At 49.6% G+C, this 12,974-nt stretch carries 14 protein-coding genes; 12 read left to right on the plus strand and 2 right to left on the minus strand.

Annotated features, from left to right (window positions below; translation table 11 throughout):
* The first annotated feature begins 1 nt into the window (after window position 1).
* The 10 genes from MOQ06_RS04330 (at window position 2) to MOQ06_RS04375 (ending at window position 7,967) form a co-directional block, all read left to right on the plus strand.
* Window positions 2-511 carry a phage regulatory CII family protein gene (locus MOQ06_RS04330; protein WP_046888466.1) on the plus strand — a complete coding sequence of 170 codons (510 nt, stop codon included), beginning with the start codon at window positions 2-4 and terminating at the stop codon, window positions 509-511.
* 7 nt (window positions 512-518) lie between these two features.
* Window positions 519-719, plus strand: coding sequence for a phage filamentation protein Fil family protein (locus MOQ06_RS04335; RefSeq protein WP_072057255.1), 201 nt, complete (start codon window positions 519-521; stop codon window positions 717-719).
* On the plus strand, window positions 683-1,024 hold the full coding sequence (locus MOQ06_RS04340) for a DUF5347 family protein (protein ID WP_046888465.1): 342 nt from the start codon (window positions 683-685) through the stop codon (window positions 1,022-1,024). The genes MOQ06_RS04335 and MOQ06_RS04340 overlap by 37 nt, the downstream gene beginning before the upstream one ends.
* Window positions 1,025-1,112: 88 nt before the next feature.
* Window positions 1,113-1,319 carry a DUF2732 family protein gene (locus MOQ06_RS04345; RefSeq protein WP_162271128.1) on the plus strand — a complete coding sequence of 69 codons (207 nt, stop codon included), beginning with the start codon at window positions 1,113-1,115 and terminating at the stop codon, window positions 1,317-1,319.
* Entirely contained in the window at window positions 1,319-1,546 is a 228-nt protein-coding gene (locus tag MOQ06_RS04350; protein ID WP_046888463.1) for a TraR/DksA family transcriptional regulator, read from the plus strand. Before MOQ06_RS04345 ends, MOQ06_RS04350 begins: the two co-directional genes overlap by 1 nt.
* A 19-nt stretch (window positions 1,547-1,565) precedes the next feature.
* Entirely contained in the window at window positions 1,566-3,956 is a 2,391-nt protein-coding gene (locus tag MOQ06_RS04355; protein WP_242171441.1) for a replication endonuclease, read from the plus strand.
* Window positions 3,957-4,107: 151 nt separating this feature from the next.
* The gene (locus MOQ06_RS04360) at window positions 4,108-4,350 is read left to right on the plus strand and encodes a hypothetical protein (RefSeq protein WP_046888461.1); all 243 of its coding nucleotides are present in this window, start codon (window positions 4,108-4,110) and stop codon (window positions 4,348-4,350) included.
* A 1,398-nt stretch (window positions 4,351-5,748) separates the two neighbouring features.
* Entirely contained in the window at window positions 5,749-6,855 is a 1,107-nt protein-coding gene (locus MOQ06_RS04365) for a hypothetical protein (protein ID WP_046888460.1), read from the plus strand.
* Window positions 6,856-6,867: 12 nt separating this feature from the next.
* Window positions 6,868-7,302, plus strand: coding sequence for a hypothetical protein (locus MOQ06_RS04370; RefSeq protein WP_046888459.1), 435 nt, complete (start codon window positions 6,868-6,870; stop codon window positions 7,300-7,302).
* Window positions 7,302-7,967 carry a hypothetical protein gene (locus tag MOQ06_RS04375; RefSeq protein ID WP_046888458.1) on the plus strand — a complete coding sequence of 222 codons (666 nt, stop codon included), beginning with the start codon at window positions 7,302-7,304 and terminating at the stop codon, window positions 7,965-7,967. Before MOQ06_RS04370 ends, MOQ06_RS04375 begins: the two co-directional genes overlap by 1 nt.
* Before the next feature lie 56 nt (window positions 7,968-8,023).
* Here MOQ06_RS04375 and MOQ06_RS04380 read toward each other — a convergent pair whose 3' ends face one another.
* Together MOQ06_RS04380 and MOQ06_RS04385 are read right to left on the minus strand one after the other, a co-directional pair.
* Entirely contained in the window at window positions 8,024-9,070 is a 1,047-nt protein-coding gene (locus MOQ06_RS04380) for a phage portal protein (RefSeq protein ID WP_046888457.1), read from the minus strand.
* Entirely contained in the window at window positions 9,070-10,833 is a 1,764-nt protein-coding gene (locus MOQ06_RS04385; RefSeq protein ID WP_017382378.1) for a terminase ATPase subunit family protein, read from the minus strand. The genes MOQ06_RS04380 and MOQ06_RS04385 overlap by 1 nt, the downstream gene beginning before the upstream one ends.
* 149 nt (window positions 10,834-10,982) lie before the next feature.
* Between MOQ06_RS04385 and MOQ06_RS04390 the strand changes: the two genes are divergently transcribed.
* A complete protein-coding gene (locus tag MOQ06_RS04390) occupies window positions 10,983-11,810 on the plus strand; it encodes a GPO family capsid scaffolding protein (protein WP_242171444.1) in 828 nt (275 codons plus the stop codon).
* 15 nt (window positions 11,811-11,825) lie between these two features.
* Entirely contained in the window at window positions 11,826-12,974 is a 1,149-nt protein-coding gene (locus MOQ06_RS04395) for a phage major capsid protein, P2 family (RefSeq protein WP_046888455.1), read from the plus strand.

Consider the following 12,974-nt stretch of genomic DNA (forward strand, 5'->3'; position numbering starts at 1 on the left):
CATGTTTGATTATAAGATTTCCAAACATCCACACTTTGAAGAGGCCTGCAGGGCTTTCGCGCTGCGTCACAACATGGCGAAGCTGGCAGAACGCGCGGGAATGAATGTCCAGACGCTGCGCAACAAGCTGAACCCGGAGCAACCGCATCAGCTCACACCGCCTGAAATCTGGCTGCTTACCGATATCACTGAGGACTCCACCCTGGTTGACGGCTTCCTGGCACAAATTCACTGCCTGCCATGCGTGCCGATGAACGAAGTGGCAAAAGAGAAGCTGCCGCACTACGTCATGAGCGCCACCGCTGAGATCGGGCGCGTTGCCGCCGGTGCCGTTACTGGTGATGTGAAAACAACCGCCGGGCGCCGTGATGTGATCAGCAGCATCAATTCAGCAACTCGTCTGATGGCACTGGCTGCCGTTTCCATGCAGGCCCGCCTGCAGGCCAACCCCGCAATGGCAAGCGCGGTGGACACCGTAACGGGCCTTGGCGCTTCGTTCGGCATCCTCTGAGGTGATTATGCTGACTGAAGAACCATCATTCGCATCGCTTTTAGTTAAACAAAGCCAAGGTATGCACTGCGGCCATGGCTGGATTATCGGGAAAGATGGCAAGTGCTGGCACCCGTCCCGCTCTCAGGATGAACTGCTTGCAGGGCTGACCACTACCAAACGGGGGAAAACATGGCTATTGAAGGCGCTGCGGCGACTGTTCCATTAAGCCCGGGCCAACGGATGGAAGGGCTGAACCGAATAGCGGAATTAAGGGCAAATGTGTTTGGTCTGAATATCGAGCCAGAGCTTGAAAGGTTTATTAAAGATATGCGCGACCGCCGCGATATAAACCATAAGCAAAATGTGCGCGCACTGGCAGCCATATTCTTTATGGCAAAAATTCCGGCAGAACGTCACGGCGTCAATATTAGTGATCTGACTACTGACGAAAAGCGGGAACTGGTTAAAGCAATGAATCATTTTCGTGCAGTGGTGAGCTTATTTCCCAAACGGCTAACCATGCCGAATTAACCCACAACAGAAATTAATGGCGTAAACCCGCCGGGCATTCTTTTGCCCAAATTCAGGAGAAAGAGAAATGCAGAAAGAATTACCAAAAATGGTTGTGCCAGAAAACGACCAGCTTATGGCGGTGATCGATATTGCCAAACGTGAGGAGCGCAAAGGCCGCGCACTCGCTGTTTCAATCCGCCTTGAGGCGCTGGCAACCCATATCACCAACAAAGGGTTAAACGGTATTGAAGCGGCTGAACTGCTGCGCCGCGAAGCAACCCGCTACGAAAACGAATCTCAGGAGCTGCACTAATGGCTGACTCTATGGACCTCGTACAGCAGCGCGTTGAAGAACAGCTGCAGCGCCACATTCACGCCGCCCGCAACAGAGCGCCGGGCGCTTCCCGTGTGCTTTGCATCGAATGCGATGCTCCGATCCCTCCAGCGCGCCGCCGTGCCATTCCGGGCGTGCAGTGCTGCGTAACATGCCAGGAAATCGTTGAGCTGAAAGGGAAGCATTACACCCGAGGCGCGGTGTGAGCTTCGGAGCCAGTCATTGATGCCTGAATTAATAAAAGACAAAGGCGGCCCGACTATGGCCGCTGCGACTTTCCCATGGAATGGCCCGAGAAAAGCACTAAATCCCTACATGGACCCGGCGGAAGTAGCGCCGGAGTCTGCGCTTTCAAACCTGATTTCTCTCTATGCTGCAGATAACGAGCAGGAGCAGCTGCGCCGCGAGGCCCTGAGTAATAAGGTCTGGGAACGCTATTTCTACAATGAATCCCGCGATCCTGTTCAGCGTGAAATGGAGCAGGACCAGCTGATAAGCCGCGCCAAAATGGCCCGCGAACAGCAGCAATTTAATCCCGATCTGGTTATCGTTGCTGACGTGAGCGCCCAGCCAGCGCATATCAGTAAGCCGCTGCTTGAGCGGATTAAATATTTCGAGGGCCTGGGCAAACCGAAGGCATATTCCCGCTATCTGCGTGAAACCATCAGGCCGTGCCTTGAACGCCTGGAGCGCGTGCGTACCAGCCAGATTTCTGCTTCATTCCGTTTCATGGCGAGCCATGACGGGCTGGAGGGCTTGCTGGTCCTGCCCGAAATGAACCAGGAGCAAGTTAAGCGGTTATCTACCCTGGTGGCGGCGCACATGAGCATGTGTCTGGATGCTGCCTGCGGTGAACTGTTTACGGATGAAAACGTTACGCCGGAAGAGATCCGCCGGTCATGGGAAAGGGTGGCCGCTGAGGCCATGCGCCTTGATGTTATCCCGCCTGCTTTCGAGCAGCTGCGCCGTAAAAAGAACCGCCGCAACCCGGTCCCGTATGAGCTTATTCCGGGTTCACTGGCCCGCATGCTTTGTGCGGACTGGTGGTATCGCAAGCTGTGGCAGATGCGGTGTGAATGGCGGGAGGAGCAGCTGCGTGCTGTTTGCCTGGTTAACAAAAAGGCGTCCCCGTATGTCAGCTATGAAGCTGTGATCCACAAACGCGAACAGCGCCGCAAATCACTGGAGTTTTTCCGCTCACATGAGCTGGTTAACGCCGAAGGTGACACGCTGGATATGGAAGAGGTGGTAAACGCCAGTAGCAGCAATCCGGCGCACCGGCGCAACGAAATGATGGCCTGTGTTAAGGGGCTGGAGCTTATCGCAGAAATGCGTGGTGAATGCGCCGTGTTCTATACCATCACCTGCCCGTCACGCTTTCACGCAACCCTCAATAACGGCAGGCCAAACCCGAAATGGACCAGTGCCACGGTCCGCCAGAGCAGCGATTACCTGGTGAATATGTTCGCCGCCTTCCGTAAGGCGATGCACAAAGCCGGGCTGCGCTGGTATGGCGTCCGCGTTGCTGAACCACACCATGACGGCACCGTGCACTGGCACCTGCTTTGCTTCATGCGCAAAAAAGACCGCAAATCCATCACCGCGCTGCTGCGTAAATTCGCCATTCGTGAGGATCGGGAGGAGCTGGGCACCAATACCGGGCCGCGATTCAAGTCTGAGCTTATCAACCCCCGCAAGGGTACGCCGACCAGTTATATCGCCAAATACATCAGCAAAAACATCGACGGTCGCGGGCTGGCGCAGGAAATCAGTAAAGAAACGGGCAGATCACTGCGAGATAACGCTGAGAACGTGAACGCCTGGGCTTCGCTGCACCGTGTCCAGCAATTCCGCTTCTTTGGTATCCCTGGCCGCCAGGCGTACCGCGAGCTGCGCCTTCTGGCTGGACAGGCTGCCAGAGTGCAGGGGGACAAGAAGGTAGGCGCGCCGGTACTGGAAAACCCGCGTCTGGATGCTGTGCTGGCCGCAGCTGATGCTGGCTGTTTTGCCACCTACATCATGAAGCAGGGCGGCGTCCTAGTTCCCCGTAAACATCACCTCGTCAGGACTGCCTACGAGCTCAACGAGGAGCCGAGCGCCTACGGCGATCATGGTGTTCGTATTTATGGCATCTGGTCCCCGATCATTGAGGGCCGGATCTGCACTCATGCAGTGAAGTGGAAAATGGTTCGTAAAGCCGTTGACCTTCAGGAGGCGACAGCCGACCAGGGCGCTTGCGCCCCTTGGACTCGTGGCAATAACTGTCCCCCTGTTGAAAATTTGAACCAGACAGGGGGTGAAGTACCGGATATTACGTCCATGGATGAAAAGGCGCTGCAGGACTACCTGCACGGAATGGGGAAAAGGGAGCGGCGGGAGTTGGTTGCCCGGCTCAGGCTAGTAAAACCGAAACGGAAAAAGGCTTACAAGCAGGAGGTTTCTGAGCAGCTGCGCCTGCAACTTGAGTATGAGCTTAGGTCCAGGGGTTTTGATGCCTGTGAATACGAGGTGAATTTGCTTTTACGTGGAGGCAGCCTTCCATCAGGTGGCGGGTTGCGCTTCTTTTATCAGAACGAGCGGCTGCGTGAGGATGACAGATGGAGGGAGTATTTTTAACGTCCCGAGAATATTTCCTTTTTGCGTCAGACCAGGGTTTTCTTATTGAAATCAAAAAGCGTTTTACATTTAGAAATCGGTATTATACTGTATGCATAAACAGTGTATATACATACAGTTATGTTGTGTGGTGGCCGTAAAAGGAGGGAAAATGCAAGATTATCTTTTGGAGTCATTGAAACTTCAGCGCATTGATTTTTTCTTAAAGCTGGTAGCAGCAAGCGATTGCAGCGACGAAGAAAAGCGTCTGGCTATCCAATGGGTTTCTGAACTTACTGATGAACTGATGGCGAAAATACGCAACCATGGATACAGCCGGACAGTGGACTTTAGTCAAAATACATCTGAAGACCTGGCTCTTTCAGCTTATGAGAGTTGTTCGTCTCAAACTTGAGGGAAGGATAACACTTGAATAAAAAAGGCCCGCAAATGCAGGCCTTTGTATTAGCCGGTCACGTCTTTAGCGACGGTTCAGGTAATCCATGATCGCGTTAACAATAACGATCATTGGTGGCACTATCTTCAACAACAAACTGACCATTGTTAGCCTCCTTGGGCTTCAGGGTTATCGGTCTTTCCAGTAATTCAGTAAGGTCATGATGATGACCGTCACTGGGTGCGCGAGCTTCAAGAACAGCAGCAACATTTGCATGCTTAATTCCTACGTCGTCCTTTAAGACGATGTTTTCTCGCGCCTGGCTGCAAACACCCTTGGGCTTGCCTTTACAGTTGTTGTGTCTGAGTCGCCAGACACATACGGCACGATTTTATGTTTGGGTGGAACTGAAGAATCACCAACAGCTCGGACAAATAATTCACTTTTAAATCAGTCGAAACCGTTCTGAGACGTTCCTAACCGTTCCCGTTCTCTTGAAGATTACGGTGCATTTGGTTAAGCTAGTTTTGAGTCGCCAGATACATACGGCACGGTAACAGAGCCGCAAACTCCGTTTCCGATTGAAAGGCCCGGTCTAATCAGCCGGGCTTTTTCATTTATTGCATCTGCTAACCCCAACGCAACATCTTGGGTTTGGAGCCCTTCCAAACGGCTACATCTTCTTTTCTGATTAGTATTCTAGAGCGCTTTCGTTTCCGCACAAGGGTTGATTTTGACGCTAAATTGAGGTTGTCAATAGATAAAAAAGGCTAAGGCCTCATGGCATAAGGCTTGAGCAGTATGTCAATAACTTATAAAAAAAAAGAAAATTGGATCGAATGTTGATTTCTTCAGCGCTGACGGGGCCTTAAGGCGTGTTTTCATTGCATGGAATGTTTATTTATTGAGCTGTTGAAAGTTAAATGGTGCTTTTTTTTTATCCACAGCGTATTCACCGACCAAAGTTAATCAATGGTTAGTAACAGGTTATCCACAGATATGTAAATTTCAGACCATTTCCAATCCTCCTAAACACGCTCGGTTCAACTGGACCCACTTACTGTGAACATTCCGCTTTTCTAGTTTTTCTACATTCTTTTGCTTGCAAATATCTATTAGTGCATGGCTATGCCGCATGAGAACGCATGATCATTTGAGTAGTGTTGTTGCTGAGGCCTGCCAGAAATGACGGGCTTATGCTTATGTCATGCAGGTGCATGAAAACCATTACGTAAAGTGGGCAGGCGTGGCGGGGCTACGAGCGCGCTTTTTCGAAAATCGATGCGACAGTCTGAGGCTTGTCTCTTTTTTGTGCCAAATGGCTTGCAAATTTTTCGTGCATTAGGGTAATTTGACAAGAATCGAAGGATTAAAAAGCAAGGGCAGTTATGCTCTTTGTGAGATTAGGTGCAGGATATGACAGGTAGTGTCCCAGTAGTACTTTCTGAATCAGAGTTAAAGTCCATTTTGACCTTGACGGAACGTTTTGCATGGCCCGTTGCAAGACCAATCATCGCTTCTTTAGGATTGCCAACAGGTAAAGGACGTGAAGCGACAAACGAAAAAATTTTAGAAAGTCTCATTGATATTAAAGGCAAAGATAGACATAAGTTTGATGACATAATTGCAACCATAAATGACCTCGTTTTTGGTCAAGTGGTTTATGGTGAAAAAGCACTCTTTAGCCTTGCTGTTGATAATGCTGTCATTAAAAGCTTAGATCAGAAATTTAGCTTCCATTGGAATTTGATAAACCAACCTGCATCGTTGGTAGATACTATTCTTGATGATACTCAGTTACAAAGTACGGTGAAAAATAAGCCTGAGCTTGTAAATTATTCTGTTCAAAAAAATCAGTCAATAGTGGTTTTCTCATCAGTAAGAGAATTAGTTGTAAGAGAAAAAATCCCACCTTCTGCTTTGGCTCAGTATAAACAATTCGATGAAATTATTGCCAAGCGAAAAGAAAAACGTCAATGTTTTGATGTTTGTATATTAGACTCTCAATATAATAAGATTCATGTCTTAATTGATACTAATGGTAATATTGTTGGTGATAATGTTACTTTTGCAAAAAGTAATATCATACGAGAGTTGTATAATGAGATTGGTTATGAATTTAAATCTACCGAAAAAGATTTTTATCCTTTAATTGAGCCAATTTTTAAACAAACCACATTACCGTATTCACAATTATCTTATAAGGTTTTTGATCTTTCATTTTTAACATATGAAGGCACTACACATAAGGAAAAGAAAAACGTAGCAACTAAAGATTTACGTGATGATTTATTCAATAAAGAAGGTATCAAAGCGGTAGGTAGTATTGGCCTCTATCGTATTGGGATTAGAGTCGAAAGAAATAACCCTAAACTACAATTAGCGGATAATGTGGAACTTATCATACCGGGAACGTTACGCAGACATTTAGGAGGAAGTGGGTGTTCTCCTGTAAATTATGCTATATTGAGTAAATGTATTTCTAAAGGTGATTTCGAAACTCTAACAAAGCTGATATTATGAGTGGAGTCAGCAATGAAGGATGGTGATATGCCCAACGTCATCAAGGAAATGTGTGCAGAGCGCCCTGAAATAGGGGCGTTAGCTTGCTATTTGTATGATGAAATCGGTGCGCGAGCAAAGAGATCACCTAATATAGCTTTAAGTTATAAAGATTTGATTAATATGGTAAACGATTATAAGGGCTCTCTGCATCTTGAGAGCTCCGAGAAAATCATCTACCCCGCCATTCAGATACTCTGTAGCCCTAAAGTGGATTTTTTGCAACTTAACTATTGGTTCATAGATGATTATCATGATCCAGTAGAACTTGAAGTTGAAGAAGTGATTGAAGCCGAAATTAATCAATCATTAGTTAATCCCTTTACAGGCGAGCTGATGGAAGATTATAAATCTTTTGTGTTTCCTTTTTTTACGTTAGATATATCTAAATCTAAGGATATAATCTGATGGAACAAATGCCTGCGCCAATGAGCTTGGCTGAAATAGATAATGATATTTTTTTAAGGCGTATAAACGCGTCATTAACGCGAGTGAAATTTGCACTCCAATCATATGATAATTTTAAGCAGTTTGTCAGGATAGAGCTTGATTCCGCTGTTAAGGAAATTGAAGAGAACGCTAATAAAATCAACTTCAATTTAACGGAAGATCAGTTAACTTTAATTTTGTTGGCTAATATAAAAAACAAAGATATGGGTGTTGAAGCATATCATGAGAATAACCAGCGAGGTCATTGTGATATTACAATTAAATTAAACCACTTTATTTGGCATGGGGAGGCTAAAAAACATTCTTCATCTTATAGCTATTTGTTTAAAGGTTATTCACAGCTTACTGAGCGATATAGCACAGGGACCGTGGATAGTGCAAGCGGTGGATTGATTATCTATACGCAAAATAGAAAATGTAATGAGATGATGACCAAGTGGAAAACTCACTTGAATAAATCAGCGCCTAAAATACACGCATGTAAAACAATAACGATTACTCCATGTCAAAAAAACCCGTTGGTTTTTTACAGTCAGCATATTCATACTGTTAGTCAATTGAATTATGAAGTTATTCATTATCCCGTAAATCTTTACCATAATCCTGTAGATCCAGAGCTTTGAATATTTAATTGCAAATTTATTTAATAAAATAAAGCCTGTATACACAGGCTTTGATATTAAATGCCTAAGTTATAAGCTTCAAATTGGATAATATCTTCGTCAATCCACTCATTAATCTCCAATAGTCTTTTTTGAAGTGGTATCAACTCATTGCGGACAAAAACTCGGCTAGCCTTTTCCACATCACCAAACCCGCCGGTATTCATCGGAATGATCCCCATCAGTTGAGGCGGCACGCGGTGAGCGGCCAGCATGTCATCACGGCTCACATTCTTGATGTTAAGAAACTCATCTTTCGCGGCGACTTCTGACAGCGGAATGATCTGAATGCCGTCCTTCTTCCCGTTCGGGCTGTACATAAACAGGTTGCGGAAGTTGCCAGGCCCTTTCGATTTTTTCAGTGCTTCGCGTATGCTGTCCACTTCATTCTGATTGGCTGCGGGGTCGCTCATGTACATGATAAAACCAGCATGGCTACCATTTTGATAATACTTTCGGCGAAACAACGTGGCTGATTCATTCAGCAGGGCGGATGGAATGGCGGAGAGGTATTCCGGCATCCCGTAAAGCTCCTGGTTAACGTCCGGTTCCATCAGGTGAAACACGCTCCCCTCATCGAACTGATAGGGCTGCGAATTGTAGCCATACTGCGCAAACCAGTATGTGTCCGGTTCAATGCCGCGACGGGTGTATTTGGCAAGCGAGGCGCGCAGCTCCATGATCTGCCCTAAGCGGTTCATGCGTTTTTCAAGGTAGGCATTGCCGAATACCAGAAAGTCCTGGGCGAACCGGGAAAAGGCCTGCTTTGACAGCAACCGGTGTGGGATGTAGGTACTGGTAAGAATATTGCGTTTAACCTGTATGGCGCTTGAATGATGAACCGCTGACCGGTAGGTTCGCGCCAGACCATCCATGCTGATTGGCGGTTCATACCAGCGGTCCAGCTCTACACACTCCAGGTAATCAAATAACTCCCGTCGGTCCATTACGGGGATCGGATCGCCAAACGTAAACGCCTCCGCATGTGCATTACTGACCATGTTGGCCGTATCGGTGGCGGTCTGGCCGCGCGGTGCCTTGCTGCGGTTTTTGCGGTTAGCCATTAAAAAATCTCCACGATGTTGCTGGTACTGGCGGAAGCTCCTGCCAGTGGTTCGTTATAAAGTGCGTGCATGGTTGCCCAGGCTAAATCCGCGTGGCTGGCTTCCTCTGTGCGGGCTGCTTCGTAGGTTGGCCGGTTGCCGCTGGCGGTGGTTGAACGGCGAATGGACATAAAGGACTGCGCGATATCCAGCATCCCCGCGTCAAACTCCAGACGGCGCCCGCTGATAATGTCGTAGGCTTTAAGCACCAGGGCATTTTTTACGGTCGGGTTGTAGACAAACTCACGCGCGGCAGGGAAAAACTGCTTAACCGTTTTGTAAACGCCATCGCCAACGCCGGTCGAGTCAATGCCTATGTAGGTCACGTTGTAGCGTCTGGTGATTTCCTCAATCGCTGAGGCCTGAGCGCGAAAGTCCATCCCGCGCCACTGGTGACGCTCAAGTATGCGGAATTTACCGCCGGGGACGACGGGAGGTGCAATGACAACGCAACCGGCGCTGTCACCGTTCTGCGTTCCTTTTGCCGGGTCATAGCCGATCCAGACCGGGTGGTATGCAAACGGACGCAGTAAAAGCGGTTCGAAATCGTCCCACACATCCCAGCTGTCAACCATGCAGGACTGCAGCAACGCCAGCGGGAACACGGACGCCAGGTCGTCAACAAACTGACACATCAGCAGGTTGTTGTATTCGTCCGGGCTGTACTCCAGACGCAGCTGGTCCAGGTCGAAAAGGTTACACCCGCCGTTTACTGCATCTTCGATGGTGACTATCTGGCGGTACTGGCCGTCAGGACATAAAACGCCGTGCGCCAGGCTACTGTGAGAAAGGTCAAATTCTACCCTGTCGGCTTTCGGGCGCCCTTTATTGAACAGGGCGCCAGACCAGAACGGGTAGGCGCTGTGCGTCAGGCTGGAAGGTGTTGAGAAATAGGTCTGACGCCATTTTTTGTGCAGCGCCATACCGGAGGCCACCTTGCGCAGCTCCTGGAATTTCGGTATCCAGAAATATTCATCAAGATACAGATTGCCGTGGTAGCTCTGCGCGGTACGGGCATTTGTACCGAGGAAGTAAAGACAGGCGCCGTTAGGCAGCACCATCGGATCGCCTTTCAGCTCAACGTCCACCTCTTTTGCGAAGTCGATGATGTACTGTTTAAAAACGTGCGCCTGCGCTTTACTCGCTGACAGAAAGATTTGATTTCGCCCCGTGGTCAGGGCGTCTATCAACGCTTCACGGGCGAAATAGTAGGTTGCACCGATCTGGCGTGACTTTAAGAGGTTGCGGATACGGTGTTTGATACCAGCGTCCCACCAGTGGCGCTGGTACTCGAACATACCGGCGCGGAAAATCTCTTCCAGCTTTTCGATCTGTTCGTCGGTAAACAGGTTTTTTTCCGGCGGTTTGCGAGGGCCTTTATTGCGGTTGGCCACGTTGGGGTTCAGGTCTGCTTCATTCCCGCCATTGTTAAATTTGCCGATCCTGGCCTGTCGTTCGGACTGACGCGCCAGCAGGTCAATTTCTTTAAAATCCTTTCCTTCCTTCTGCTCCTTCATGACGAGCTGGCAGTAACGTGCGGCGGTGGTGAGCTGCATCTGATCCAGTGGGCCATATTCGCCCCACTTATCGCGTTTTTTCCAGCTGTGAACGGTTGCAACTTTCTCGCCCAGCATTTCAGCAATGCGGGCTACGCGGTATCCCTGAAAGTACATCAGCATTGCCTGACGACGGGGATCGAGGTCTGCGGGGGTCAGTGTTGTCATGGCACAAACATACGGCCTCAAATCAGCACTTTCCCCGGCTTCGCATTGTGTGGGAGTTCGCACAAGCCCAACGCGTTGTTTACACGCGCCTATCACCGCAAACATAAGGCTCTGAACGTGTTACGAACTAACTAACCGGAGCCGGACCAATGGCAAAAAAATCTAAGCGTTTTCGTATTGGGGTCGAAGGGGCCACCACTGACGGGCGCGTTATTGAACGTGACTGGATCACCCAGATGGCGGCGAGCTATAACCCGCAGGTATACACCGCGCTGATCAATATGGAACACATCAAGGGTTTTACCCCTGATGGGCCTTTCCGTCGTTTTGGCATGGTGGAAAAACTGGAAGCGGAAGAAATCACCGAAGGGGCTTTGTCCGGGAAGATGGCGCTGTATGGCTGGATTGCCCCGACGGACGATCTGGTCACCATGACCGGTAAATGGCAGAAGCTTTTCACCTCAATGGAAGTTAACACCAGCTTTGCCGATACCGGCTCCGCTTATCTGGTTGGTCTGGCGGTTACTGACGATCCGGCAAGCCTCGGCACTGAAATGCTGCAGTTCAGCGCCAGCGCAGAACATAACCCCCTGGCGCGCCGCAAGCTGGACAAAGACAACCTGTTTACCGCTGCTCTTGAAACGCTGATCGAGTTTGAGGACGTGCCGGAAAAAACCAGCCTGTTTACCCGCGTGAAAGAGCTGCTGTCCCGCAAAGGCGCCGATGATAACGCCCGCTTTGCTGATGTGAATCAGGCTGTTGAAGCCATCGCGCGTGAGCATCAGACGCTGGCGGAGCAGGTCAGCACCCATCAGACCGAGTTCAGTAACAAGCTGAGCGATATGCAAAAGGTTGTTGATGAGACAACCAGCGCACTCTCCACCCTGCGTGAGCAGCTTTCCACTCAGGACAGCCGCAGCGAACGCCGCCCTAATGCGACCGGCAATAACGGCGCAGAACAAACCACCGATTGCTGACGGAGCAAAAGCACAATGAAAAAAGAGACTCGCTTTAAATTTAACGGCTATCTGACGCAGCTCGCCAAACTCAACGGCGTATCTGTGAGCGATATCGCCTCGAAATATACGGCTGAGCCGTCAGTGGCGCAGACGCTGGAAACCAAAATACAGGAGTCTTCCTCGTTCCTGCAGAAAATCAACATTGTCCCGGTTGATGAGCAGTCCGGCGAGCGTCTGGGGCTGGGTATTGGTTCCAGTATTGCCGGAAATACTGATACCACCCAGAAAGACCGTGAACCCGTTGATCCGACTTACATCGACGGTGAAGGGTACAAGTGTACCCAGACCAACTCTGATACGGCGCTGCCCTATGCGAAGCTGGATTTATGGGCCAAATTCCAGGACTTCCAGACGCGCATCCGTGACGCCATCATTACCCGCCAGGCGCTTGACCGCATCATGATTGGCTTCAACGGCGTGAAGCGTGAGAAAACGTCAGACCGCGCGACCTATCCACTGCTGCAGGATGTGAATATCGGCTGGCTGGAAAAAATCCGCCAGGAGAAACCCGTTCAGGTGATGGACAAGATCGTGTCCGAGGGCGAGGTGATTTCTCAGACTATCCGTGTCGGTAAAGGCGGTGATTTCCTGAATCTGGACGCGCTTGTTATGGGTGCAGTGAATGAGAAAATCGCGCCGTGGTATCAGGAAGATACGGAGCTTGTGGTTATCGTCGGGCGCCAGTTACTGGCGGATAAATATTTCCCGATTGTCAACCGTGACCAGCCAAACAGCGAAACGCTGGCGGCAGATCTTATCGTCAGCCAGAAGCGTATCGGCAACCTCCCGGCCGTTCGCGCGCCGTTCTTCCCGGCGAATGCCATGCTGATCACCCGCCTGGATAACCTGTCTATTTACTGGCAATCAGGCTCCCGCCGCCGTTCGGTCATCGACAATCCGAAGCGTGACCGCGTGGAGAACTTCGAGTCCGTTAACGAGGCGTATGTTGTCGAAGATTACGACGGCGTTTGCCTGGTTGAGAACATCGAACTGTTGCCCGTGCAGGCAGGTGGCAATGCCAGCCCAGCGCTGACAACTGAAACCATCCAGGAAATCGTCACGGCAGCGGTGAAAGGCGCGCTTGATGCGCAGGCAGCTGGCGGTGCTGGCGCCGGAGCGTGA

Source organism: Enterobacter sp. I4, assembly GCF_022669095.1.
GTDB lineage: Bacteria > Pseudomonadota > Gammaproteobacteria > Enterobacterales > Enterobacteriaceae > Enterobacter > Enterobacter pasteurii.